Origin of the sequence: Pseudomonas sp. NPDC089918, from assembly GCF_050280605.1 — a bacterium.
Lineage (GTDB): Bacteria > Pseudomonadota > Gammaproteobacteria > Pseudomonadales > Pseudomonadaceae > Aquipseudomonas.
In genome coordinates this window covers 22,303-48,723 of record NZ_JBNNVP010000038.1, presented here as the reverse complement: position 1 = coordinate 48,723, position 26,421 = coordinate 22,303, and the positions used below count along the sequence as shown (strand labels likewise).

Genomic DNA, 26,421 nt, shown 5'->3' with positions numbered 1-26,421 from the left:
GCATTCCCACGCGGGAGCGTGAGAACGATCAATCCCACGTCTGACACCGAATTCGTCTGACACTGATGACTGTAGGAGCTGTCGAGTGAGACGAGGCTGCGATCTTTTGATCATGGGGAATCAGCATCAATCCAAAGAGGTCCAAACTGACAGCGCCGTCAGTTACCAGTCACTCTCCTGACGGGCTAACAGGTTTATAAAGGAAGGTATAAGCCTGACAAAACTCCGACCACTCTGCCCGGCGCCCCACTCGCATGCGAATTCATAAAAAAAACGCCCTGTTCGCCGCCCTTCTGATCACCCTGGCAGCCCTGGGCGTGTGGTATGCCGCCAAACCCGCCACGACCAAACTGGCCCCCTCCACCGCCATCCCCGTGCGAGTGATCAGCGTCGCCGAAAAAGACGTGCCCCGCTACATCAGTGGCATTGGCTCGGTGCTTTCGCTGCATAGCGTGGTCGTGCGCCCGCAGATCGACGGCATCCTCACCAAACTGCTGGTCAAGGAAGGCCAACTGGTGAACAAAGGTGATCTGCTGGCCACCATCGACGACCGCTCGATCCGCGCCAGCCTCGACCAGGCCCGGGCGCAACTGGGCGAAAGCCAGGCGCAACTGCAAGTGGCGCAGGTCAACCTCAAACGTTACAAACTGCTGAGCGTCGACGACGGCGTGTCCAAGCAGACCTATGACCAGCAACAAGCCCTGGTCAACCAACTCAAAGCCACCGCCCAAGGCAATCAGGCATCGATCGACGCCGCTCTGGTGCAGCTTTCTTACACACAGATTCGCTCCCCGGTCACCGGTCGCGTCGGTATTCGCACAGTGGATGAAGGCAATTTCCTGCGAATGACTGACACCCAAGGCTTGTTCACCGTGACCCAGATAGACCCGATCGCCGTGGAATTTTCCCTGCCGCAACACCTGTTGCCGACCCTGCAAGGCCTGATCAACGATCCCCAGCACACGCCGGTCAAGGCTTACATCGGTGCCGACACCGACGGCGAAACCGGCAACCTTCTGGGCGAAGGTCATCTGACCCTGATCGACAACCAGATCAACGCCAACACCGGGACCATCCGCGCCAAGGCCGAGTTCGCCAACCCCGCACAGAAACTCTGGCCGGGCCTGCTGGTAACGGTAAAAATTCAGACAGCACTGGATAAAAATGCGCTGGTGGTGCCACCCACCGTCGTACAACGTGGCCTCGATCAACATTTCGTCTACCGGGTCAATGGCGACAAGGTCGAAGCCGTTCAGGTGCAGATGGTTTATCAAGGCAGCGGCCAGGACCTCATCAAAGGCGTGAAACCGGGTGATGTGCTGGTCAGCGATGGCCAGTCGAGGCTCAAACCTGGTTCGACCGTGCAGGTAGTGACCGACCCGCCGCAAATGGTGCAATCGGAGCCGAAACCATGAAGGGCCATGGCTCGATTTCAGCATGGTGCATCGATCATCCGGTGGCGACGGTCCTGCTGACCTTTGCCTTGGTGTTGCTGGGGGTAATCGCCTTTCCGCGACTGTCGATTGCGCCACTGCCGGAAGCAGAATTCCCGACCATCCAGGTGGCCGCGCAACTGCCCGGCGCCAACCCCGAAACCATGGCCTCGTCGGTGGCCACACCACTTGAAGTGCAATTCAGCGCCATCCCCGGCGTGACCCAGATGACCTCAAGCAGCGCCCTGGGCTCGACCATCCTGACCTTGCAATTCACCCTCGACAAAAGCATCGACACCGCCGCGCAGGAAGTCCAGGCCGCGATCAACACCGCAGCCGGCAAACTGCCCAAAGACATGCCGAACCTGCCGAACTGGAGGAAGGTCAACCCGGCCGACAGCCCGGTGCTGATCCTCAGCATCAATTCGCCGCAAATGCCCGGCACCGAAGTCAGTGACCTGGTGGAAACCCTGCTCGCCCGTCAGATCAGCCAGATCGACGGCGTAGGCAATATCAACATCACCGGTCAGCAGCGTCCGGCGATCCGCGTGCAGGCCTCGGCGGACAAACTCGCCGCCATTGGCCTGACCCTGGCGGACATTCGCTTGGCGATCCAGCAAACCAGCCTCAACCTGGCCAAGGGTGCGTTGTATGGCGAGTCGAGCATTTCGACCTTGTCCACCAACGACCAATTGTTCCACCCCCAGGAATACGGTCAGTTGATTGTTTCCTACAAGGACGGCGCACCGGTTCATCTCAAGGATGTAGCCAAAGTCGTCAACGGTTCGGAAGACGCCTACATCCAGGCCTGGGCTGACGGTCAGCCGGGGGTGAATCTGGTGATTTTCCGGCAACCGGGGGCCAACATCGTCGAGACCGTCGACCGTATTCAAGCGGCCCTGCCGACGCTGGAGGCCATGCTGCCGGCATCGGTGCAGGTCAAGGTGTTGATCGACCGCACCCAGACCATCCGCGCTTCGCTGCATGAAGTGGAAGTCACTCTGCTGATCGCGATCCTGCTGGTGGTGGCGGTGATGGCGCTGTTCCTGCGGCAGTTGTCGGCGACCCTGATCGTGGCGTCGGTGCTCGGCGTGTCGTTGATCGCCAGTTTTGCCCTGATGTACATCATGGGCTTCAGCCTGAATAACCTGACGCTGGTGGCGATCGTAGTGTCCGTCGGGTTTGTGGTGGACGATGCGATTGTGGTGGTGGAAAACATTCACCGTCACCTGGAAGCCGGCGACGGCATGCGCGAGGCGGCCATCAAGGGCGCCGGCGAGATCGGTTTTACCGTGGTCTCGATCAGTTTCTCGCTGGTGGCGGCGTTCATTCCGCTGCTGTTCATGGGCGGCGTGGTCGGGCGGTTGTTCAAGGAGTTCGCCCTGACCGCCACCTCGACCATCATGATTTCTGTGGTGGTGTCCCTGACGCTCGCACCGACGTTGGCCGCGCTATTCATGCGTGCGCCGGAACACAGCCAATCGGGCTTCGGCGAGCGCTTGCTGGCGCTGTATGAGAAAGGCCTGCGCCGCGCCCTCGCCCATCAGAAATTGATGATCGGTGTGTTCGGCCTGTCCCTCGGCCTGGCGATCGCCGGGTACATTTTCATTCCGAAGGGTTTCTTCCCGGTGCAGGACACCGGTTTCGTCCTTGGCACCACCGAAGCAGCCGCTGATATTTCCTACGGCGACATGGTGAAAAAACACCTGGCAATGGCAGAAATCGTCGCCGCCGACCCCGCTGTCGAGACGTTCTCACACTCGGTCGGCGTTGCGGGCAGCAACCAGACTATCGCCAACGGACGGTTCTGGATTTCACTGAAAAAACGCGGCGACCGTGACGTGTCCGCCAGCCAGTTCATCGACCGGATTCGCCCGCAACTGATGAAAGTCCCGGGCATCGTGTTGTACCTGCGCGCCGGGCAAGACATCAACCTCAGCTCCGGCCCGAGCCGTGCGCAGTACCAATACGTGCTCAAGAGCAACGACGGGGCACTCCTGAGCACCTGGACCCAGCGCCTGACCGAAAAACTGCGCGGCAACCCGGCGTTTCGCGACATTTCCAATGACCTGCAACTGGGCGGCAGCATCACCCACATCAGCATCGACCGCAGTGCAGCGGCGCGTTTCGGCCTGACCGCCAGTGATGTCGACGAAGCGCTGTACGACGCCTTCGGCCAGCGGCAGATCAACGAGTTCCAGACCCAGACCAACCAGTACAACGTCATTCTGGAACTGGACACCAAGCAGCGCGGCAAGGCCGAAAGCCTCAATTATTTTTACCTGCGCTCGCCGCTGAGCGGAGAAATGGTGCCGCTGTCGGCCCTGGCGAAATTCGATGCGCCAACCATCGGCCCGTTGTCCATCGCTCACGACGGGATGTTCCCGGCGGCCAACCTGTCGTTCAACCTGGCGCCGGGCGTCGCGTTGGGCGATGCGGTGATCATGCTCAATCAGGCCAAGACCGACATCGGCATGCCGGTGGCCATCAGCGGTAATTTCCAGGGCGCAGCCCAGGCGTTTCAGAGTTCGCTGGCCAGCCAGCCGTGGCTGATTCTGGCGGCGCTGGTGGCGGTGTACATCATTCTTGGCGTTCTGTACGAAAGCTTCGTGCACCCGCTGACGATCATCTCGACCCTGCCCTCGGCGGGGCTCGGGGCAGTGATCATGCTATGGATCTGCGGCCAGGACTTTTCGATCATGGCGCTGATCGGGCTGGTGCTGCTGATCGGCATCGTCAAGAAGAACGGCATCCTGATGATCGACTTCGCGCTGGACGCCCAACGTAACCGTGGCTTGCCTCCCGAAGAGGCGATCTATGAGGCGTGTATGACGCGGTTCCGGCCGATCATCATGACCACCCTCGCCGCCTTGCTCGGCGCCCTGCCGCTGATGCTCGGCTACGGCACTGGCGCCGAACTGCGCCAGCCATTGGGCATCGCGGTGGTCGGCGGCTTGCTGGTGAGCCAGGCGCTGACGTTGTTCACCACGCCGGTCATATACTTGTGGCTCGAGCGGCTATTCCATCGGCCTAAGCCCGCACCGCTGCAGGCGATGGCGACCACAGACTGAGGCGGGGTCATGCGCGTTCTGATTATCGAAGACGAAGAAAAAACCGCGGACTATCTGCACCGTGGTTTGACGGAACAGGGCTACACCGTGGACCTGGCCGGCGATGGCGTCGAAGGCCTGCACCTGGCGCTGGAAAGCGATTACGCAGTGATTGTCCTCGACGTCATGTTGCCGGGCCTCGACGGCTTTGGCGTATTGCGTGCGCTGCGGGCACGCAAACAAACGCCGGTGATCATGCTCACCGCTCGCGAGCGGGTGGAAGACCGCATCAAAGGCCTGCGCGATGGTGCCGACGATTACCTCGGCAAACCGTTTTCCTTCCTCGAACTGGTGGCGCGCCTGCAAGCGCTGACCCGTCGCAGCGGTGGCCACGAACCGGTGCAGGTGAGCATCGCCGACCTGTGGATAGATTTGATCAGCCGCAAGGCCACCCGCGCCGGTACTCGCCTGGATCTGACCGCCAAGGAGTTTTCGCTGCTCAGCGTGCTGGCGCGGCGGCAAGGGGAAATCCTCTCGAAAACCGCCATCGCCGAGATGGTCTGGGACATCAATTTCGACAGCGACGCCAACGTGGTCGAAGTCGCGATCAAACGCCTGCGGGCCAAACTCGATGGGCCGTTTGACGAGAAACTGCTGCACACGATTCGTGGCATGGGTTATGTGCTGGAGAGCCGTGGTGTCCAGTAATTCGATCGCACTGCGCCTGAGCGGGATGTTTACGCTGGTGGCGCTTTTAGTGTTCCTGTTGATCGGCGGTGCGCTGTATCAACAGGTCGACAAGGGTTTGGGCCTGTTGCCCGAAGCCGAGCTGGACGCGCGTTATAGCGTGCTCGAATCGGCGCTCAACCGTTACGGCACGCCCGAGCATTGGGTGAAGATCAACGCCAAGCTCAAGCTGCTGAGCGAAGAAGACAAGCGCATCCGCTTTTGGGTGGTCAGCGGCAATCCCGGTTATGAATACGGCCAACCCGACGCGCCGATCCGCGCTTTCGCTCAAGGCCCATTGGGCATGCGCGACATGGAGCTGCCCGACCATCCGTACCCGCTGAAAGTGCTGGTCACTGAGCTGCCAGCCAAGGACCAGCGCCCACCGCTACGCTTCATGATCGGCATCAACACCGAAACCTTTTACGAGACGCAGCACCACTTGTTGGTCGCCCTGATCAGCCTGGCGATCGTGGGTGTATTACTGGCCTCGCTACTCGGTTACTGGGTGGCCCGGATCGGCCTCAAGCCGCTGATCAAGTTATCGCAGGAAGCCCAGCGCCTGGCGCCACCCAGGCTGTCCGGCCGTCTGCAACTGTCGCCATTGCCACCGGAACTGAATCAGTTCGTCAGCTCGTTCAACGCCACGCTGGAGCGGGTCGAACAGGCTTACTCGCGGCTGGAATCGTTCAACGCCGACGTGGCCCATGAACTGCGTTCACCACTGACCAACCTGATCGGCCAGACCCAGGTTGCGCTGACACGCGGGCGTTCGGCCGAACACTATTTCGAAGTCCTGCAATCGAACCTCGAAGAGCTCGAACGGCTGCGCTCGATCATCAACGACATGCTGTTCCTCGCCTGCGCCGACCAGGGCAGCAAGGCCACTAAACTGACGTCTACCTCACTGGCCGACGAAGTGGCGACGACGCTGGAGTATCTGGATTTCATCCTTGAGGATGCGCAGGTTCAGGTCGAGGTCAGTGGCGATGCGCAGGTGCGGATCGAGATCGCCCATTTGCGTCGGGCGTTGATCAACTTGCTGAGCAACGCGGTGCAGCACACCGAGCCCGGGCAAGTGATTGAGGTACGGATCGAAGTCGAAGAGCATCAGGTCAGCATCGGCGTCGCCAACCCCGGGTCGCCGATTGCCAATGAGCACCTGCCGCGATTGTTCGAGCGCTTCTACCGGGTCGATGCGTCGCGCAGCAACAGTGGCAACAACCATGGCCTGGGGCTGGCAATCGTCAAGGCGATTGCGCTGATGCATGGCGGGGATGTGTTTGTGCGCAGTGATCATGGGATGAATACTTTCGGCATCTACCTCCCGGTCTGATCACACAGAATCCCGTGGCGAGGGGGCTTGCCCCCGTTCGGCTGCGAAGCAGTCGTAAACGGGCTTGCGCGGTGTGCATGATGTAACGCGGTTTAGGGGCCGCTTCGCAGCCCAACGGGGGCAAGCCCCCTCGCCACAAAACTACCAAACCACCAACACCGGGTAATTATCGACTACCCGCTGAATGTCTTCTAAGCTTCAATTAGCAAAAGGCCAGCATGTTTTGCTGGCCTTTTTTTTATCCGGCATTTATACAGGCGCTCTGAACGCGACCGGTTTCTGGGACTCTGCCCGATTCTTGTAAAAGAACTTTCATAACGCCTTATTTGCAGAAGTCAGAACCATGAGTGTGAGCAGTGCGAAATCTCAACATCCGATCCGTTCGACACGATCGGAGCGGCTTCTGGTTCTCGGCAGTTTGTTGTTGGTGATTGCGATACTCAGCATCGTGACCTTTCTGCTGATCCGTGAACGCGCCAATGCCGAATTGTCCGCTGCTCGCGCCGCCAACAATATCGTGCAATTGATCGACGCCGACGTGCTGCGCAATGTCGAACTCTATGATGTGTCCCTGCTGGGTTTGATCGCTGCCTCCCAGCGAGAAGACCTCAAGAGCGTTTCTCCAGCCATTCGCCATCTGGCCTATTTCGACCGCGCCACTGCCGCGCCGTACAAGGGCAACATTTTGTTGCTCGACAACAAGGGTGACGTGATCGCCGACTCGGCCTCGGTGGAGCCCAGGCAGGGCAACTATGCCGATCGCGAATACTTCCAGTCTCACGTGAACAACCCGGACCCGGGCATGTTCATCAGTCCCCCCTTCAGAGCCAGGTTGCCCGAACAGGATTGGCGTATCAGTTTCAGTCGCCGGGTGAACGGCCCCCAGGGTGAGTTCCTGGGCGTGGCCGAAGCCGCCATGCGGTTGAGTTACTTCGATCAGTTGTTCAACAGTTTGAGCATCGGCCGCGACAGCACGGTCAATCTGATCAGCAAGGACGGGACTCTTCTGGCTCAGCAACCACGTCTGGCCGAAGAGCTGATCGGCAAAAACTTCAGTCACCGTCCCAATTTCCAACGCATCGTCAAAGAAGGAAACGGCAGCTTCACCAGCATGTCCGATCGATACCGTGACAAGCGCTTGTACACCTTCTCCAAGGTCGGGAACCTGCCGCTGATTGTCATCGTTGCGCTGTCCAGTGATGAGGTCTTTGCGGCCTGGAAGCGCACTGCTGTGGTGGTCAGCTTCGCGACCATTGCCTTGTGTGTGAGCTTGCTGTGGCTGACCTGGTTGCTCTGCCGGGAATTGCGTCGGCGTCAAAGTGCCGAGCAGGAACTGGCACAACTGGCCGCTACCGACCCTTTGACCGGTCTGGCCAACCGTCGAAGCCTGGATCAGGCCTTGCACCATGAATGGTTTCGCGCCCAACGTTCCGGTCTGCCATTGTCGGTGCTGATGATTGATGTCGATCACTTCAAGGCGTTCAACGATCGCCATGGCCATCAGGGCGGCGACGATGCCTTGCGCTGGGTGGCCAAAGTGATCGGCACCCATGTTCGACGGCCGGCGGATCTGGTCGCCCGTTACGGTGGCGAGGAGTTTTCGGTGATCCTGGCCGAAACCGACAGCGTCGGCGCGCAACAGATTGCCGACACCATCCGCGCAGCAGTGGAGCAGTTGCCGTTGGTGGGGGGCGATACGTCGCCGATTACTGTCAGTATCGGTATCAGTACCTGGACGACAGCATCCGATATCAGCCTGGAGCAGTTGTTGTATACGGCAGACAAGGCGCTGTATCAGGCCAAGGAAAGTGGGCGGAATCGGGTGGTCGCTACATAGATCTGCGTTGTGACGGCTGGCCCTATCGCGGGCAAGCCCGGCTCCCACAGGTTCTGCGGTTGACGCGGATTCGGGCACGACGCAGAGCGGGCTTGCCCGCGAAGAGGCCGACAGACACCACAAAATACCACTTTCCCGAAGCCATAAAAAAAGGCCACCCGAAGGTAGCCTTTAAAAAACTAGAGAGGTTTTTTGCTTACACGGCCGCAACAGGACGCATGTAAGAGATCGGTGCAGTGCTGGCGTCTTCGAAAGTCACGACTTCCCAAGCATCTGTCTGCTCAATCAACTTGCGCAGCAGCTGGTTGTTCAATGCATGTCCGGACTTGAAGCCCTTGAACTCACCAATCAGGCTATTGCCCAGCAGGTAGAGGTCACCAATTGCATCGAGGATCTTGTGCTTCACGAATTCGTCTTCATAGCGAAGGCCGTCTTCGTTCAGTACACCATCCGCGTCGACCACAATAGCGTTTTCAACGCTGCCGCCGAGTGCGAGGTTGTGCTTGCGCAGGTACTCGATGTCACTCATGAAACCAAAGGTACGGGCGCGGCTGACTTCTTTTACGAACGAAGTGCTGGAAAAATCCACGCTTGCACTTTGTGTGCGGTCACGGAAAACCGGGTGATCGAAATCGATCTCGAAGCTCACTTTGAAACCTTCGAAAGGGACGAAAGTGGCGCGCTTGTCGCCGTCTTCCACTGTCACTTCCCGCAGGATCCGGATGAACTTCTTGGCGGCGTCCTGTTCTTCCAGGCCGGCCGATTGAATCAGGAATACGAAGGGTCCAGCGCTACCATCCATGATCGGGACTTCGGACGCGGAGAGCTCGACGTAGGCGTTATCGATGCCCAGGCCAGCCATGGCCGAGAGCAGGTGCTCCACCGTGTCCACTTTGACGTCACCGCTAACAAGCGTGGTCGACATAGTGGTTTCGCCAACGTTTTCCGCGCGGGCAGGAATCTGCACCACAGGGTCGAGGTCAGCACGACAAAACACAATGCCGGTGTCGACGGGCGCTGGCTTGAGGGTCAGGTAGACCTTCTCCCCGGAGTGCAGGCCGACACCTGTGGCACGGATAATATTCTTCAGGGTGCGTTGTTTTATCATGGCATGGGCCGCTTCAGCGCAAATTGCGAACTGGTATCAACAAAGGCTGGCGATGATAGCAGACCAGACCTTTGCTGAACACCAATCACCCTAATACCCCTGATACATTTCATCAATCGGCCTGACGACGCAGGAAAGCCGGGATGTCCAGGTAGTCCAGGTCATCTTGCGGGTTCATCTTCGCGGCAGTCGCAGCACCGGCCTGAGCCTGGTTGCGCATGACGGTCGGACGATCCAGGTCACGGTAATTCACCGCAGGCTGTTCTTGACGAACAGGGGCTTGTTGTTGTGGCTGGGAAGCCATCGAGGTGTGAACGGTATTGTCGATGACCTTCACAGGCTTCTCGATTTTAGCGCCTAAACCGGTGGCAACAACAGTCACGTGCAGCTCGTCGCGCATGTCCGGATCGATAACGGTACCGACCTTGACCATTGCGTGCTCGGAAGCGAAGGCTTCGATGATGCTACCCACGTCGGAGTACTCACCCAGGGACAGGTCAGGACCGGCGGTGATGTTCACCAGGATGCCGCGTGCGCCTTGCAGGTTCACGTCTTCGAGCAACGGGTTGCGAATGGCCGCTTCGGTGGCCTCGCGTGCACGGTTCGGACCGCTGGCGCAGCCAGTGCCCATCATCGCCATGCCCATTTCGCTCATCACCGTACGCACGTCGGCAAAGTCGACGTTGATCATGCCCGGACGCTTGATGATGTCGGAGATACCGCGAACGGCACCGGCCAGTACATCGTCGGCCTTGGCGAAAGCCGACAGCAGGCTTGCGTCTTTACCGAGGATGGTCAGCAGCTTCTCGTTGGGAATGGTGATCAACGAGTCGACGCTTTCAGACAGCAGACGAATGCCTTCGTCGGCGATCTGCATACGCTTGCGACCTTCGAACGGGAACGGACGGGTCACCACCGCAACGGTGAGGATCCCCATTTCCTTGGCCACTTCGGCAATGATCGGCGCAGCACCGGTACCGGTACCACCGCCCATGCCGGTTGTGATGAACACCATATTGGTGCCCTGCAGGACTTCGGCAATGCGCTCACGGTCTTCGAGAGCGGCCTGACGACCTACTTCAGGGTTGGCGCCGGCGCCCAGGCCTTTGGTCACGCCGGTGCCCAGTTGCAGGATGGTCCGCGCGCCGATGCTTTTCAGCGCTTGGGCATCAGTGTTGGCGCAGATGAATTCAACGCCTTCAATGTTGCTCTTGACCATGTGATTGACAGCGTTGCCGCCGCCACCGCCAACACCGATAACTTTAATTACCGGGCTTGCGGGGATGTTGTCTACGAGTTCGAACATTTTCCCTCTCCTTACATTCTCTAGTTTTTTCGCCTACTGCTGTTTGAAGCGGTGTTGCGGTAAAGCTTTAGAAATTGCCTTGTACCCAGCTCTTGAAGCGATCGAGCAAGGCGACTTTCGGTTCGTCATTGCTGTAGCTGTCGCGGCTGCCGATGCCCGAGAATGAAATCCCGTCGGACTGCTTCTGCAGGCCGTACATCAACAGGCCAACGCCGGTGGAATAAATCGGGTTGCGGACCACGTCGTCCAGGCCCTTGACGCCATGCGGCACGCCCAGGCGAACCGGCATGTGGAAGATTTCTTCGGCCAGTTCCACCGCGCCTTCCATCTTCGACGTACCGCCAGTCAGCACGATGCCGGCCGGGATCAGGTCTTCGTAGCCACTGCGACGCAGTTCGGCCTGGATCAGGGTGAACAGCTCGTCGTAACGCGGCTCGACCACTTCGGCCAGGGCCTGACGGGACAGCTCGCGCGGTGGACGGTCGCCGACGCTCGGCACCTTGATGGTTTCACCGGCACCGGCCAGTTTGGCCAGGGCGCAGGCGTAGCGAATCTTGATTTCTTCGGCGTACTGGGTCGGGGTGCGCAGCGCCATGGCGATGTCGTTGGTCACCTGGTCGCCCGCAATCGGGATCACCGCGGTGTGACGGATCGCGCCTTCGGTGAAGATCGCGATGTCGGTGGTGCCGCCGCCGATGTCCACCAGGCACACGCCCAGCTCTTTCTCGTCGTCGGTCAGGACCGAGTAGGCCGAGGCCAACTGCTCGAGAATGATGTCGTCGATTTCCAGACCGCAGCGGCGCACGCATTTTTCAATGTTCTGTGCGGCGTTGACGGCGCAAGTGACGACGTGAACCTTGGCTTCCAGACGCACGCCGGACATGCCCAGCGGCTCGCGAACGCCTTCCTGGTTATCAATCACATAATCCTGCGGCAGTGTGTGCAGAACGCGCTGGTCAGCCGGGATCGCCACAGCCTGGGCAGCGTCGAGAACGCGCTCAAGGTCGGCGGAGCTGACTTCGCGATCACGAATCGCCACGATGCCATGGGAGTTCAAGCTGCGGATGTGATTGCCGGCCACGCCGACAAACGCCGAGTGAATCCGGCAACCGGCCATCAGCTGCGCTTCTTCAATAGCGCGCTGGATCGACTGGACGGTGGACTCAATGTTCACCACTACGCCTTTTTTCAGGCCGCGGGACGGATGAGTACCGATCCCGACGATTTCGAGCGTGCCGTCGTCCGAGACCTCGCCGACCAGCGCCACCACCTTGGAGGTGCCGATATCGAGACCGACGATCATTTTGCCGCTTTGCACGTTTGCCATGGGTCCTGCCTCTTCTTAATTCTTCGCGACAGCGGGTTGGGCTGTCGTGGGCGCTACAGGTTCCCGCCAGCCAACAGCGAGGCCGTTGGCGTAGCGCAGATCGATGCGCGCAATGTTCGTAATCTGCTCTTTGAGCGTCTTGTCATAGATGGCAATGAAGCGGCGCATCTTTTCCACCAGCTTGCCGCGTCCCAGCAGCAGTTCGATTCCCGGGCCCGCGCTGCCGGCGCCGGTGGTCAGGAACCAACTGCCTCGTTCACGCAACTCCAGGCGTGCAATCGAGAAGCCCAATGGCCTGAGCATCTGGCTCAGCACCTGGTATTGCTGCATCACTTGCTGCTGGGCCCGCTGCGGGCCGAACAGCTGTGGCAAGTGTTCGTAGTTCGCCAGCTCGCGCGGGGTGAACGCCTGCCCCTGGTTGTTCAGCAGCGACTCATCGCCCCAGCGGGCCACCGGCAGTTGTTCTTCCAGGCGAATCACCACCTGATCCGGCCACACCCGACGCACTTCGGCGTGGGCAATCCATGGCATCTGTTCAAGCTCGGTACGCATGCTCTCCAGGTCGATAGTGAAGAAGCTCGACGCCACGTAGGGGGCGATCCGCTGCTGCACCGCTTGCTGGCTGATGTAACTCAAATCGCCCTGCACCGCGATCTTGGTGATCGGCCGGTCGGCGTACGGCAGCAAACGCTGTGCGCCTTCATAAGTGCCGAACCCCAGCGCGACCAACAGCACGGGCCAGAACAGACTTTTCAGAAAACCAAAATTGGCTTTCGGCAGGCGCGCGGACATCGGCTCTTTGGCCACCATTCGGCTGGCACCCCGCGGCACCGGCTTGCGGCCGGGTGCGGAAGGCTGATGACGTAGCTGAGCGCCTTGCATGGTCTTAACCTCTTGTCGGCTCTTGGTTACCGGCAGCATTGCCGGTAACGCTGGCGGCCAGAATCGCCAGAACCAGTTGCTGGAAATCCAGGCCAGCGGCACGGGCCGCCATCGGAACCAGACTGTGATCGGTCATGCCCGGTGCGGTGTTGACTTCCAGGAACCAGAACTGCCCGTCGGCGTCCTGCATCACGTCTGCCCTGCCCCAACCGGCGATACCCAGCGCCTCACAGGCTTTGGCCGTGAGGTCCATGAGTTCTTTTTCTTTGTTGCTGTCCAGGCCACACGGGATCCGGTACTGGGTATCGGAAGCCACGTACTTGGCGTCGTAGTCGTAGAAACTGTGGGTTGTGCCCAGGGCGATTGGAGGCAACACCTGGTCACGCAGGGTGGCGATGGTGAACTCCGGACCTTGAATCCATTGCTCGACCAACACTTGCGAATCGTAGGTACTGGCCGCTTTCCATGCGTCGATCAATTCGGACGCGGAGGTCACTTTGGCCATCCCGATACTGGAACCTTCATGGGCCGGTTTGACGATCAAAGGGAAGCCCAGTTCCGTGGCCGCCGAAATACAATCGGCCTCGCAGCTCAGTACCGCATGGCGTGGCGTCGGAATCCCGAGGCTGTGCCAGACCTGCTTGGTGCGCAGTTTGTCCATGGCCAGTGCCGAGGCCAGAATGCCGCTGCCGGTGTACGGAATGCCAAGGCATTCGAGCAGGCCCTGCATGCTGCCGTCTTCACCGCCACGACCGTGGAGGATGATGAAGGCGCGGTCGATTTTTTCGTTCAGCAGACGCTGCAGCAGGTCATCGCCCACATCAAGACCGAAGGCATCCACACCGGCGCTTTGCAATGCATCGAGCACCGCGTTACCCGACTTCAGGGAGACTTCACGCTCGGCACTCTTGCCGCCGAACAGCACGGCGACACGGCCGAAGTCTTTCGGCGCGATAGTGGAGACGAGGTTGGCGTAAGCAGCAGTCATTTCAACTTCCCCACGCTTGGCGCGGCAACCGCGCCAGCGAACAACGGACTGTTCAATAGTTTCGGTGCGAGACCGCCGATATCACCGGCGCCCTGGCACAACAGAATGTCGCCGGCACGCAGCAGCGGCTTGACGATTGGTGCGAGGTCGATGCCACGCTCGATGTAGATCGGGTCGAGCTGACCGCGCTGGCGAATGCTGTTGCACAGCTTGCGGCTGTCGGCGCCCGGAATCGGCTCTTCGCCGGCCGGGTAGACTTCCATCAATAGCAACACGTTGGCGTCAGCCAGCACATTGACGAAATCGTCGTACAGGTCGCGGGTGCGGCTGTAACGGTGCGGCTGGTAAACCATCACCAGACGGCGCTCCGGCCAGCCACCGCGCACGGCTTTGATCACGGCCGCGACTTCGGTCGGGTGGTGACCGTAGTCGTCCACCAGCATCACGTTGCCACCTTCAACCGGCAGTTCGCCGTACACCTGGAAGCGACGACCGACACCCTGGAACCCGGACAGGCCCTGGACGATGGCTTCATCGCTGACGCCTTCGTCGGTGGCGATGCAAATGGTCGCCAGCGCGTTCAGCACGTTGTGATTGCCCGGCATGTTCACCGACACATCCAGCGGCTCACGATCAGGGCGCAGCACGGTAAAGAAGGTCTGCATGCCTTGTTGGCGCACATTGATGGCACGCACATCGGCATCGTCGCCAAAGCCGTAAGTGACCGTCGGACGTTTCACCTGCGGGAGGATTTCACGCACCACCGGATCGTCCAGGCACACCACTGCCAGACCGTAGAACGGCAGGTTGTGCAGGAACTCGACGAAGGTTTTCTTCAGTTTGTTGAAGTCGCCGTCGTAGGTCGCCATGTGGTCGGCATCGATGTTGGTGACCACGGCCACCAGCGGCTGCAAATGCAGGAAGCTGGCATCGCTTTCGTCGGCTTCGGCGATCAGGTAGCGGCTGGTGCCGAGCTGGGCATTGGTGCCCGCGGCATTCAGACGACCACCGATCACGAATGTCGGGTCCAGGCCACCGGCGGCGAACACCGAAGCGATCAGGCTGGTCGTGGTGGTTTTGCCGTGGGTACCGGCGACGGCGATGCCGTGGCGGTAGCGCATCAGCTCAGCCAGCATCTCGGCACGCGGCACCACCGGAATCCGGCGTTCCAGGGCGGTGGCAACTTCCGGGTTGGAAGTGTTCACAGCGCTGGAGGTGACCAGCACATCGGCGTTCGCGGCGTTCTCGGCACGGTGGCCGATATAGATGTGGGCACCGAAGGATTCCAGGCGCTCGGTCACCGGCGATGCTTTGAGGTCGGAACCGGACACTTCATAGCCCAGGTTCAGCAACACTTCGGCAATGCCGCACATACCCACGCCGCCGATACCGACGAAGTGGATGCGACGGATGCGGCGCATTTCCGGGTGCGGCATGGCTTTCTTGTTCTCAACCATGGGCCACCTCCAGGCAGGTATCGACCACGTTACGAGTGGCATCGGGTTTGGCCAGGCGGCGTGCCGCGGTGGCCATGTCGTTGAGTCGTTGCGGTTGCATCAAGACCTCTGTCAGGCGAGCGGCAAGATCCGCTGCGCCAGTCGTTCTTTGCGGCATCAGGAAGGCAGCGCCTTCACGGGCCAAATAATCGGCGTTGCGGGTCTGGTGATCGTCGATCGCGTGGGGCAAAGGCACCAGCATCGAGGGCAGACCGGCAGCCGCCAGTTCACTGATGGTCAATGCGCCTGCACGGCACACCACCAGGTCGGCCCAGCCATAGGCTTGGGCCATGTCTTTGATGAAAGGCTGCACTTGCGCCTCGACGCCAGCTGCGCGATAGCGCTCTGCAGTCACTTCATCGTGGTTTTTGCCGGCCTGATGAAACACGTCCGGACGCAGGTCGGGAGCGACTTGCGACAGGGCTTCAGGCAGCAACTTGTTCAACGGCTCTGCGCCCAGGCTTCCGCCCAGGATCAGCAAACGCGCCTTGCGACCGGCCAGGGCAGGTCGCGGTGTTTCGAGGAACAGCTCGGTGCGCACCGGGTTACCGGTGGTACGACGGCTGTTCGACAGGGTAAAGGTGTCGGGGAACGCTTCACAGACTCGGGCGGCCAACGGCACCAGCAACCGATTGGCGGTACCGGCCACAGCGTTCTGTTCATGAACGATCACCGGCACGCCGGCCAATTTGGCTGCAACGCCGCCGGGGCCGGTCACGTAACCACCGAAGCCGACCACACACACCGGTCGCAGCTGACGAATGATCGCCCGCGCCTGCCAGATCGACTTGAGCAACATGAACGGTGCCTTGAGCAGGGACAATTTGCCCTTGCCGCGCAAACCGCTGGCGTTGATCCGATGCAATTGAAGGCCGGCCGCCGGCACCAGATCGTTCTCGATCCCGCGCGGCGTGCCCAACCAGTGCACGGTGTAACCGCGGGCCTGGAACTCGCGAGCGCAGGCCAGTGCCGGGAACACGTGGCCCCCGGTGCCGCCAGCCATGATCAATACGTTAGCGCCCATGGTTCGGCTCCTCGGCGAAGTCGCTCTCATGGAATTCCATCTCTTCACTGCCCAAGTGGGTTCGACTCTCCCACTCGATGCGCAGCAACAAGCCAAGACAGGCACAGCAGATCACCAACGAACTGCCGCCATAACTGAGGAATGGCAGAGTCAGCCCCTTGGTCGGCAATAGGCCTACGTTCACTCCGATGTTGATCAGGAACTGACCGATCCACAGGAACGACAAGCCATACGCGATGTAAGCGGCGAAAAATTGTTTGGCCTTCTCGGCCCAATAACCGATGTACATGCCACGAATACAGACAAAGACGAACAGCGCCAAGGTGCACAACGAACCCACGGCACCCAGTTCTTCGGCCAGGACCGAGAACACGAAGTCAGTGTGGGCTTCCGGCAGGTAGAACTGTTTCTGCACGCTGTTGCCCAGGCCAACGCCCAGCCATTCGCCGCGACCGAAAGCGATCAAGGCTTGAGACAACTGATAGCCCGCACCGAACTGGTCGGCCCACGGGTCCGCAAAGTTGGTCAGTCGCGCCATTCGATACGGCTGCATCTGAATCAACAACACCACCGCACCGACAGCCAGGACAACCATCAAGGAAAAACGGAACAGCCCGACGCCGCCGAGGAACAGCATCGCTGCAGCCGCCCCCATCATTACAACGGTGGCACCGAAGTCCGGCTCCATCAGCAACAGCCCCGCCATCGGCAGCAGAACGATGAACGGCTTGAAGAAACCCATCCAGCTTTCACGCACTTCTTTCTGGCGACGCACCAGATAACCGGCGAGGTAGATCACCACGAACACCTTGGCGATCTCGGAAGGCTGAACGTTGAAAAAGCTGAAGCCGATCCAGCGCATCGAACCGTTCACTTCACGGCCAATGCCGGGGATGATCACCATCACCAGCAAACCGAATGCACCAATCAGCATCAGCCAGCCCAGGCGTTGCCAGGTAGCGATCGGAATCATCATGGTGACGATGCAGGCGCCAAGTCCCAGCACCACGTAGATAAGGTGGCGGATCATGTAATACAGGGCACTGCCCGATTGCACCGCTGCCACTTCAGTGGATGCCGATGCAATCATGACCAGCCCCAGGCCCAGCAACGCCAGGCAACCGGCGAGCATCGGGAAATCGAGGTCGATGCCGCGCCCGGTGATGATCGGCGACGGGTACGGCTTGATGATATTCAGGAGGCTCATGCCAAGTCCTCCACGGCGCGGACAAACTGGTGACCGCGATCTTCGTAGTTCTTGAACATGTCGAAACTGGCGCAGGCTGGGGACAGCAGCACCGCGTCGCCCTTTTCGGCGATGGCGCGGCATTGCGCGACCGCTTCGATCAGCGAGCCGACGCGAATCAGTGGCACGGCATCGCCGATGGCCTCGCCGATCTTGTCGGAATCACGGCCCATCAAAATGACGGCGCGGCAGTTGGCCGCCACCGGATCACGCAAATCCTTGAATTCGGCGCCCTTGCCATCGCCACCGGCGATCAGCACCAGCTTGCCGTCGATGTCCGCGCCCAGGCCTTCGATGGCGGCCAGAGCAGCACCGACGTTGGTGGCTTTGGAGTCGTTGTAGAAGCTCACGCCATTCAGCTCGCGTACCCATTGGCAGCGATGCTCGAGCCCGGCGAAATTGCGCAGGGCCGAAAGCATGGCGTCGAACGGCAGGCCGATGGCATGCCCCAGTGCCAAGGCCGCCAGAGCGTTGGACTGGTTATGCGCGCCACGAACTTTCAACTCGCGCACAGGCATCAGGTTCTGGAATTCGAAGGCCAGGTATTTCTCGCCGTCTTCTTCCCGGATCCCGAAGGCCTTGAAATCGGGTTTGCTCAAACCGAAGGTCCAGCACGGCTGACCTTCGCCCATCAGCGGACGGCTCAAGGCGTCCTGACGGTTGACCACAAACTGCCTGGCACCCCGGAAGATCCGGTGCTTGGCCAAGTGATAGGCCGGCAGACCGCTGTAGCGGTCCATGTGGTCTTCGCTGATGTTGAGCACGGTCGCCACTTCGGCGTTGAGTTGATCGGTGGTTTCGAGCTGGAAGCTCGACAACTCCATCACGTACAACTCGATGTCGTCGCTGAGCAAATCCAGCGCCGGTGTGCCGAGATTGCCGCCGACAGCAACACGCTTGCCGGCCGCAGCCGCCATTTCGCCGACCAGGGTGGTGACGGTGCTTTTGGCGTTGGAACCGCTGATGGCGACAATCGGCGCCTTCGCGTTACGCGCGAACAGCTCGATGTCGCCGGACAACTTCACGCCACGGGCGGCGGCAGCCTGCAGGGCCGGGGTCGCCAGCGCCAGGCCGGGGCTCACGTAGAGCTCGTCGGCACGGCACAGGAATTCGACGTCCAGCTCGCCACAACGCACTTCCACGTGCGGATAGTCACGCTTGAGCGTGGCCAGTTCCGGTGGATTTTCCCGCGTATCGGCGACAGCAAACGACACGCCCCGGTTCGCCAGGAAGCGAACCAGGGACATGCCGCTCTTGCCGAGGCCGACAACGATGCGGAAGTGGTCAGAAGCGATCAGAGACACTCGTTCTACCTCAGCTTCAGGGTGGCAAGGCCGACCAGTACCAGAATCACGGTGATGATCCAGAAACGGACGATCACGCGCGGCTCGGGCCAGCCCTTGAGTTCAAAGTGGTGGTGTATCGGCGCCATGCGGAATACACGGCGACCGGTCAGCTTAAAGGAGGCAACCTGAATGACGACTGACAGGGTCTCCATCACGAACACGCCGCCCATGATGAACAGGACGATTTCCTGACGGACGATCACTGCGATGGTGCCCAAAGCCGCGCCCAGCGCCAGTGCGCCGACGTCGCCCATGAACACTTGGGCCGGATAGGTGTTGAACCACAGGAACCCCAGGCCCGCGCCGATCAACGCGCCGCAGAACACGATCAACTCACCCGCGCCCGGTACGTAAGGGATCAGCAGGTATTCAGCGAATTTCACGTTACCCGACAGGTAGCAGAAGATCCCCAAACCGCCGCCGACCATCACGGTAGGCATGATCGCCAGACCGTCGAGGCCATCGGTCAGGTTGACCGCGTTGCTCGAGCCGACAATCACGAAATAGGTCAGGACGATGAAACCCGCGCCCAGTGGAATGCTGTAGTCCTTGAGCATCGGCAGGATCAGGGTGGTTTCTACCGGCGTCGCGGCAGTCATATAAAGGAAGATCGCCGCGCCCAGGCCGAACACCGACTGCCAGAAATACTTCCAGCGGCTCGGAAGGCCACGGGAGTTTTTCTCGATGACTTTGCGGTAGTCGTCTACCCAGCCGATGGCACCGAACAGCAGGGTGACCAACAACACCACCCAAACGTAACGGTTGGCCAGGTCGGCCCAAAGCAAGGTGCTGACACCGATGGACGAAAGAATCAGCGCGCCGCCCATGGTCGGGGTGCCGGATTTGGACAGGTGCGATTGCGGGCCGTCGTTGCGAACGGATTGACCGATCTGACGGTTCTGCAAAGTGCGGATCATCCACGGGCCATAGCACAGCGACAAGACCAGCGCGGTCAGCACACCGAGAATCCCGCGCAGGGTCAGGTACTGAAAGACCGCGAAGCCTTTGTAGAACTGTTGCAGATACTCCGCTAGCAGCAGCAGCATTAATGTTTCTCCAGACGGGTCCCGCACAAAGCGGCGACGATGTTTTCCATCGCGGCGCTGCGCGAGCCCTTGATCAAAATGGTGGTGTTTGGGTCCTGCTCGGCTTCCAGGGCCTTGATCAGCTCAGCCTGAGTGCTGAAGTGAAAAGCCTGCTCGCCGAAAGCGTTTACGGCGTGGGTCATCATTGGCCCGACCGCGTAAAGCGCGGAAACCTTGCCGCGGGCGTACTCGCCCACATCACGGTGCCCCTGCTCCGCCCAATCGCCCAACTCGCCGATATCTCCGAGCACCAAAACGGTGCGACCGGAAAAGCCGGCGAGTATATCAACGGCGGCGCACATGGAGGTGGGGTTTGCGTTGTACGTGTCATCGATCACGCGCATACCGTTAGTTGCCAGTTGCGCGACGGCACGACCCTTGACCGGTTGCACTGCATTGAGCCCCGAAGCGATATGCGACAAGGACACGCCCAGGGCGTGAGCCGCCGCGGCGGCGGCGACTGCGTTGGTGACGTTGTGCCCGCCGAGCAGGTTCAATTGAATCCGGGCAATACCTTGCGGCGTGTGCAGTTCGAATGCAGGGCAGCCGCGTGCATCGGAAACGATGAAGCTGGCATGGAAATCTGCGGTGGCATCCAGCTGAGAGAAACTCAGCACCCGTCGGGCAGCGGCACGGGCCTTCCAGATCGGGAACGCCTTGTCGTCGAGATTCAGCACGGCGATGCCCGAGGCATCAAGCCCTTCAATAATCTCGCCCTTGGCCTCGACGATTTTTTCCGGGCCGCCGAACTCACCGACGTGGGCAGTGCCGGCATTGTTCAGCACAGCGACATGCGGTTTGGTCATGGCAACGGTGTAGGCAATCTCGCCAAGACGCGAAGCCCCCAACTCGATGACCGCCGCCGTGTGTTCCGGCGCCAGTTCGAGCAGGGTCAGCGGAACACCGAGGTCGTTGTTCAGGTTGCCACGGGTCGCCAGCACCGGACCGCGCGTGCGCAGGATGCTCGCAAGCATTTCCTTGACCGTGGTCTTGCCGCTGGAACCGGTGATGGCCGCGACCGGATGAGTGAACGCAGCGCGGTTCATCGCGCCCAATTGGCCGAGGGCCTGGCGGGTGTCCTTGACCAGCAGTTGCGGCAGCGCGCTGTTGGCAACCTCGCGCTCGACCAAGGCACCCACGGCGCCTTTGGCGGCGACGTCATTGAGGTAGTCATGGCCATCGAAACGCGGGCCGGCCAGGGCAATAAACAGTTGGCCGGGCTTGATCGCGCGGCTGTCGATGCTGACGCCGTCGAAGCTGGCGTCGCTGGCAATCAGACGGCCATTCAATGCACTGGTCAGCTCGCTCAGTTTCAAGGCTTTAAGCATGGGCCACCTCCCACGCGGTCAGGGCGTGATCGGCCTCGACCAGATCGGAGAAAGCGTGGCGCTCACCGTTGATTTCCTGATAGTCCTCGTGACCTTTACCGGCCAGGACAATCACGTCATCGGCCGATGCGCTGGCGATCAATTGGGCAATCGCCTGGCCACGGCCGGCGACGAAGGTGACTTTATCCACAGCGGTGAAACCGGCGCGGATGTCGTCGAAAATCACCGTAGGGTCTTCGGTGCGCGGATTGTCATCGGTGACCAGTACGCCATCGGCCAGACGCTCGACCACTTCAGCCATCAGCGGACGCTTGCCGCGATCCCGATCACCGCCGCAACCGAACAGGCACAGCAACCGGCCTTTGGCGTGAGGACGCAGGGCCATCAAGACTTTTTCCAGCGCATCCGGTGTGTGGGCATAATCGACCACCACCAACGGCTGAGTACCGCCGCCCAGGCGCTGCATGCGACCAGCCGGACCTTCGAGTTTCGGCAGTACTTTGAGGATTTCGTCCAGCGCGTAGTCCAGCCCGAGCAAGGCGCCGATCGCGGCCAACACGTTGCTCAGGTTGAAACGGCCGAGCAAGGTGCTGCGCAAATGGTGCTCGCCTTGCGGCGTGACCAGCGTGGCGCGCACACCTTCGTCGTCGAACTGCGCCTGGCGGCAATACAGGTAGGCGCCGGAATCTTCCAGGCTGTAAGTGATCAGTCGCGACTCGCCTTCATCGGCAGCCAGTTGCCGGCCGAAATCGTCGTCCAGGTTGACCACCCGGCACTTCAGATCATTCCAGGCAAACAACTTGGCCTTGGTTTCGCCATAGGCCTGCATGGTGCCGTGGTAATCCAGATGATCGCGCGACAGATTGGTCATCACCGCCACATCGAAGGCCAACGCGCTCACGCGGCCCTGATCCAGGCCGTGGGAAGAGACTTCCATGGCCACGGCTTTGGCGCCGGCTTTTTTCAGGTCGGCGAGGGTCGCTTGCACCGCAATCGGGTTTGGCGTGGTGTGCAGACCGCTTTCCAGCGCACCGTAGAAACCGGAGCCCAGGGTGCCGACAATGCCGCAGTGCTGCCCCAGCAGGTCGAGCGCCTGGGCGATCAATTGCGTCACGCTGGTTTTACCGTTGGTGCCAGTCACGCCGATCAGGTTCAAATGACGGCTCGGGTCGCCATAAAAGCGCCCGGCGATGTCCGACAGCTGCGCCGCCAGGCCTTTGACCGGAATCAGCGGCACGTCGGTGATCGGCAGCACAGTCGCGCCTTCGACTTCATAAGCCACGGCAGCAGCGCCGCGTTGCAAGGCGTCGGCGATGTGCGCACGCCCGTCGAACTTGCCACCAGGAACCGCGAGAAACAGATCGCCTGCTCGTACGTTGCGGCTGTCCAGCGCCAATTCGCGGATCAACAGATCGCGGCCGGCGTGGGCGAAAATCTTGTTCAGGCTCAGCGACATCAGCCGCGCCCTCCATTAGCTTTCAGCGGAACGACCGGTGCGGCGTTCGCTTGTTGAGTGGCAGGCAGGTTGTCTGGGGTGATGTTCATCAGGCGCAGGGTCCCGGACATCACTTTGCTGAACACCGGGGCCGATACCAGACCACCGAAGTAACCGGCCTTGGTCGGTTCATCGATCACCACCACGATTGCGTAGCGCGGATCGTTCATCGGGCCGAAGCCGGCGAACAGCGAGCGGTAGGAATTCTCGGCGTAGCCTTTGGTGCCGACCGACGTTTTACGCGCGGTACCCGACTTGCCGCCCACGTGATACGCCGGCACCTGCGCACGGAATACACCGCGCGGGGCTTCGATCACTTGTTGCAGCATGGTTTGCATGGTTTTCGCGACAGCTTCCGGCAATACCTGCGTGGTTTGCGGTGCCTTGTCGGTTTTGATCAGGGTCAGCGGCGCAAGGCGACCATTGTTGGCCAGGGCCGAGAAGGCGTGGACCAACTGGATCGCAGTCACGGAAATACCGTAGCCGTAGGACAGCGTGGCGGTTTCAGCCTTGCGCCATTCGCGGTAGTTCGGCAGGTTGCCGACGCGCTCGCCCGGGAATCCGAGCCCGGTATCCTGGCCGAGGCCGACTTTCTGCGCCAGGCGGAAAATCGTTTCGCCGCCGATATCGAATGCGACCTTACTCATGCCGACGTTACTGGAATTGATCAGGATACCGGTCAGGTCGAGTACCGGGCCTTCACTCTTCGATACGTCCTTGATGGTGTACTTACCAATCTGCAAGGTGCCTGGATACACTTCGACGGTATCGGTCGGCTTCCAGCGCCCGGTTTCAATCGCGGCACTCATGGAGATCGCTTTCATGGTCGAACCCGGCTCGAATACGTCGATCATCGCGCGGTTGCGCATCATCGCCGGTTGCAGGTTGCGACGGTTGTTCGGGTTGTAGGTCGGCTGGTTGACCATGGCGAGGATCTCGCCGGTCTTCACGTCCATGATCACCAGGCTACCGGCCTTGGCGCCATTCTCGATGATCGCATTGCGCAGTTCACGGTTGGCCAGATATTGCAGACGCAGGTCAATGGACAACGCCAAGGGCTTGCCGGCCTTGGCGTTTTTGGTGACCTGGACATCTTTGATCAGCCGGCCGCGCCGGTCCTTGATCACCTGCCGCTTGCCGGGGACGCCAGCCAGCCATTCGTCGTAGGCCAACTCGACGCCTTCGCGTCCGTGGTCATCGATGTCGGTAAAGCCGACCATGTGGGCGGTGACTTCACCGGCCGGGTAGAAACGCCGGAACTCTTCGATGCCATAAACGCCCGGCACTTTCAGATCGAGCACAGCCTGGCCCTGCTCGGGGGTCAGCCCGCGCACCAGATAAATGAATTCTTTGTTGGCCTGGGCTTCGAGACGTTCGGCCAGGGCTTTCGGGTCCTGCCCCAAGGCAGCCGCCAGTGCCGGCCACTTCTCTTTGGCCGTTTGCATTTCCTTGGCGTTGGCCCACAGGGTGGTGACCGGGGTACTCACGGCCAACGGCTCGCCGTTACGGTCGGTGATCAGACCACGGTGAGCCGGAATTGGAATATGACGAACACTGCGCGCATCGCCCTGACCTTTAAGGAAGGCACGGTCGACCACTTGCAAATCGATGATGCGCCAGGCAATCGCCGCCACCATGATGCCGAGCAACCCGACCACCAGACGGAACCGCCATGGAAAAAGCGCGCCTTCGAGTTTCATCATGGCGCCACCATCTGCACTTCAGCGGCGCCGGGAATGCGCATCTTCAGTTGCTCGGTGGCCAGGACTTCGATGCGGCTATGGGCGGTCCAGGTACTCTGCTCGAGAATCAACCGGCCCCACTCCGCCTGCGCCTTGTCGCGCACGCTCAATTCGCCGTACAGCGAATTGAGCAACTGACGGTTCCAGTGCGCGCTATAGGACACGCCTATAGCCGACACAAGCACGCCGGCAAACAACAGCAGCATGAAAAAGCTTCCGCCGGGAAGTGGCTTGGCGAAAAGCTTGCTCACCGCAACTTCTCCGCGACACGCATGACGGCACTACGGGAACGTGGGTTGGCTTTGAGTTCGGCCTCCGAGGCGGTCTGCGCTTTGCCATGGATTTTGATTACCGGTTCGAAAGCAACGTGACGGACCGGCAGGTTGCGCGGCAGGTTGTCGGCTTCGCCTTTCACCAGTTTGCGCATGAACAGTTTGACGATGCGGTCTTCCAGCGAGTGGAAGCTGATGACAACCAGACGGCCGCCCACTTCCAGGCATTCCAGCGCCGCTTCGAGGCCGGCTTCCAGATCGCCCAGTTCGTTGTTGACGTGAATACGCAGGCCCTGGAATGCACGGGTGGCCGGGTTCTTGCCCTTTTCCCATGCGGGGTTGGCGACTTTCAGCACTTCAGCCAGATCGCCAGTGCGCTCGAACGGCTTGATGTCGCGACGCTCGGCCACGGCACGCGCCATGCGTCCGGAGAAACGCTCCTCGCCGTATTGCTTGAACACCCGGGCAATTTCTTCCACCGGCGCGGTGTTGACGAACTCGGCGGCGCTGATCCCGCGGGACGGGTCCATGCGCATGTCCAACGGACCGTCGTTGAGGAAGCTGAAGCCGCGTTCAGGATCGTCGAGCTGCGGCGAAGACACGCCGAGGTCGAGCAGAACACCACTGACCTTGCCGGCCAGACCGCGTTCGGCGACTTCCGAGCCGAGCTCGGCAAAGCTGCGCTGCACAACGACAAAGCGGCCGTCTTCGGCCGCTAGCGTTTGCCCGGTGGCAATCGCTTGAGGATCTTTGTCGAATCCGAGCAACCGGCCATCAGGCCCGAGCTGGCTGAGGATCAACCGACTGTGCCCGCCACGTCCGAACGTACCGTCCAGATAGCAGCCATCAGGACGTACGGCGAGAGCCTCGACGGCTTCGTCAAGCAGTACGGTGATGTGGTTAAAGCCGCTATCAATAGTCACAGGATTAAATCACGCAGTTCATCAGGCATGGCGCCCGGTTGTTGAATAGCAGCCAGGTCAGCGGCAGAAACCGCATTCCAGGCATCCTCGTCCCACAATTGGAACTTGTTCAGTTGGCCTACCAACATCGCGCGCTTATCCAACTTGGCATATTCGCGAAGACGCGGCGGAACCAGAAAACGACCACTGCCATCGAGCTCGAGGTCGACGGCATTACCAATCAGTAAACGTTGCAGGCGGCGGTTCTCTTCGCGAAGCGAAGGCAGTGCGCGCAGTTTGGTTTCGATAATTTCCCACTCATCGAGGGGATAAACACACAAACACGGATCAACGGCATCGATGGTGACGATTAATTGACCGGAACTACGCGAAACCAGCTCGTCACGGTACCGGCTCGGCATAGCGAGACGGCCCTTTGCATCGAGACTGATAGCGTTAGCTCCGCGAAACACGTCAGCGTTTCTCCAAATA

At 60.5% G+C, this 26,421-nt stretch carries 21 protein-coding genes; 5 read left to right on the top strand and 16 right to left on the bottom strand.

Annotation, left to right across the window (positions count from 1 at the left end; translation table 11 throughout):
* The first annotated feature begins 254 nt into the window (after positions 1-254).
* The 5 genes from ACQKPC_RS23300 to ACQKPC_RS23280 all read left to right on the top strand — a co-directional run bounded on the left by ACQKPC_RS23300 (position 255) and on the right by ACQKPC_RS23280 (position 8,382).
* Positions 255-1,415, top strand: coding sequence for an efflux RND transporter periplasmic adaptor subunit (locus ACQKPC_RS23300; RefSeq protein WP_427626584.1), 1,161 nt, complete (start codon positions 255-257; stop codon positions 1,413-1,415).
* Positions 1,412-4,504, top strand: coding sequence for a multidrug efflux RND transporter permease subunit (locus ACQKPC_RS23295; RefSeq protein WP_427626582.1), 3,093 nt, complete (start codon positions 1,412-1,414; stop codon positions 4,502-4,504). The genes ACQKPC_RS23300 and ACQKPC_RS23295 overlap by 4 nt, the downstream gene beginning before the upstream one ends.
* A 9-nt stretch (positions 4,505-4,513) precedes the next feature.
* A complete protein-coding gene (locus ACQKPC_RS23290; protein WP_427626580.1) occupies positions 4,514-5,191 on the top strand; it encodes a heavy metal response regulator transcription factor in 678 nt (225 codons plus the stop codon).
* Entirely contained in the window at positions 5,181-6,545 is a 1,365-nt protein-coding gene (locus ACQKPC_RS23285) for a heavy metal sensor histidine kinase (RefSeq protein ID WP_427626578.1), read from the top strand. Before ACQKPC_RS23290 ends, ACQKPC_RS23285 begins: the two co-directional genes overlap by 11 nt.
* Positions 6,546-6,888: 343 nt before the next feature.
* Positions 6,889-8,382: a sensor domain-containing diguanylate cyclase gene (locus ACQKPC_RS23280; RefSeq protein ID WP_427626576.1), complete on the top strand. Its 1,494-nt coding sequence runs from the start codon at positions 6,889-6,891 to the stop codon at positions 8,380-8,382.
* A gap of 196 nt (positions 8,383-8,578) precedes the next feature.
* Here the strand turns inward: ACQKPC_RS23280 and lpxC are convergent, their stop codons facing one another.
* From lpxC to mraZ, 16 genes are all read right to left on the bottom strand, one after another.
* On the bottom strand, positions 8,579-9,490 hold the full coding sequence (gene lpxC / locus ACQKPC_RS23275; protein ID WP_007904315.1) for a UDP-3-O-acyl-N-acetylglucosamine deacetylase: 912 nt from the start codon (positions 9,488-9,490) through the stop codon (positions 8,579-8,581).
* Positions 9,491-9,602: 112 nt separating this feature from the next.
* Positions 9,603-10,796, bottom strand: a complete 1,194-nt coding sequence (ftsZ, locus tag ACQKPC_RS23270) for a cell division protein FtsZ (RefSeq protein WP_007904318.1) — start codon at positions 10,794-10,796, stop codon at positions 9,603-9,605.
* Positions 10,797-10,863: 67 nt separating this feature from the next.
* Positions 10,864-12,123: a cell division protein FtsA gene (gene ftsA / locus ACQKPC_RS23265; protein ID WP_007904319.1), complete on the bottom strand. Its 1,260-nt coding sequence runs from the start codon at positions 12,121-12,123 to the stop codon at positions 10,864-10,866.
* Positions 12,124-12,138: 15 nt separating this feature from the next.
* Positions 12,139-13,005, bottom strand: a complete 867-nt coding sequence (locus ACQKPC_RS23260) for a cell division protein FtsQ/DivIB (protein WP_007904320.1) — start codon at positions 13,003-13,005, stop codon at positions 12,139-12,141.
* 4 nt (positions 13,006-13,009) lie between these two features.
* Complete coding sequence (locus ACQKPC_RS23255) at positions 13,010-13,993, bottom strand: D-alanine--D-alanine ligase (protein WP_192345504.1); 984 nt, start codon at positions 13,991-13,993, stop codon at positions 13,010-13,012.
* Entirely contained in the window at positions 13,990-15,450 is a 1,461-nt protein-coding gene (murC, locus tag ACQKPC_RS23250; RefSeq protein ID WP_008005018.1) for a UDP-N-acetylmuramate--L-alanine ligase, read from the bottom strand. Before murC ends, ACQKPC_RS23255 begins: the two co-directional genes overlap by 4 nt.
* Positions 15,443-16,513, bottom strand: coding sequence for an undecaprenyldiphospho-muramoylpentapeptide beta-N-acetylglucosaminyltransferase (murG, locus tag ACQKPC_RS23245; RefSeq protein ID WP_007904335.1), 1,071 nt, complete (start codon positions 16,511-16,513; stop codon positions 15,443-15,445). The genes murC and murG overlap by 8 nt, the downstream gene beginning before the upstream one ends.
* Positions 16,503-17,720: a putative lipid II flippase FtsW gene (gene ftsW / locus ACQKPC_RS23240; protein WP_123494465.1), complete on the bottom strand. Its 1,218-nt coding sequence runs from the start codon at positions 17,718-17,720 to the stop codon at positions 16,503-16,505. Before ftsW ends, murG begins: the two co-directional genes overlap by 11 nt.
* A complete protein-coding gene (gene murD, locus ACQKPC_RS23235; RefSeq protein WP_427626572.1) occupies positions 17,717-19,063 on the bottom strand; it encodes a UDP-N-acetylmuramoyl-L-alanine--D-glutamate ligase in 1,347 nt (448 codons plus the stop codon). The genes ftsW and murD overlap by 4 nt, the downstream gene beginning before the upstream one ends.
* Before the next feature lie 5 nt (positions 19,064-19,068).
* On the bottom strand, positions 19,069-20,151 hold the full coding sequence (mraY, locus tag ACQKPC_RS23230; protein ID WP_007904350.1) for a phospho-N-acetylmuramoyl-pentapeptide-transferase: 1,083 nt from the start codon (positions 20,149-20,151) through the stop codon (positions 19,069-19,071).
* A complete protein-coding gene (locus tag ACQKPC_RS23225; protein ID WP_401177404.1) occupies positions 20,151-21,518 on the bottom strand; it encodes a UDP-N-acetylmuramoyl-tripeptide--D-alanyl-D-alanine ligase in 1,368 nt (455 codons plus the stop codon). Before ACQKPC_RS23225 ends, mraY begins: the two co-directional genes overlap by 1 nt.
* Positions 21,511-22,974, bottom strand: a complete 1,464-nt coding sequence (locus ACQKPC_RS23220; RefSeq protein WP_427626569.1) for a UDP-N-acetylmuramoyl-L-alanyl-D-glutamate--2,6-diaminopimelate ligase — start codon at positions 22,972-22,974, stop codon at positions 21,511-21,513. Before ACQKPC_RS23220 ends, ACQKPC_RS23225 begins: the two co-directional genes overlap by 8 nt.
* Positions 22,974-24,713, bottom strand: a complete 1,740-nt coding sequence (locus ACQKPC_RS23215) for a peptidoglycan D,D-transpeptidase FtsI family protein (protein ID WP_177409379.1) — start codon at positions 24,711-24,713, stop codon at positions 22,974-22,976. Before ACQKPC_RS23215 ends, ACQKPC_RS23220 begins: the two co-directional genes overlap by 1 nt.
* Entirely contained in the window at positions 24,713-25,006 is a 294-nt protein-coding gene (gene ftsL, locus ACQKPC_RS23210) for a cell division protein FtsL (RefSeq protein ID WP_032830409.1), read from the bottom strand. Before ftsL ends, ACQKPC_RS23215 begins: the two co-directional genes overlap by 1 nt.
* Positions 25,003-25,950 carry a 16S rRNA (cytosine(1402)-N(4))-methyltransferase RsmH gene (gene rsmH / locus ACQKPC_RS23205; RefSeq protein ID WP_008072115.1) on the bottom strand — a complete coding sequence of 316 codons (948 nt, stop codon included), beginning with the start codon at positions 25,948-25,950 and terminating at the stop codon, positions 25,003-25,005. Before rsmH ends, ftsL begins: the two co-directional genes overlap by 4 nt.
* Positions 25,947-26,402 (bottom strand): division/cell wall cluster transcriptional repressor MraZ, encoded by a 456-nt coding sequence (gene mraZ, locus ACQKPC_RS23200; protein WP_003205355.1) that lies wholly within the window; start codon positions 26,400-26,402, stop codon positions 25,947-25,949. The genes rsmH and mraZ overlap by 4 nt, the downstream gene beginning before the upstream one ends.
* Positions 26,403-26,421: the final 19 nt, after the last annotated feature.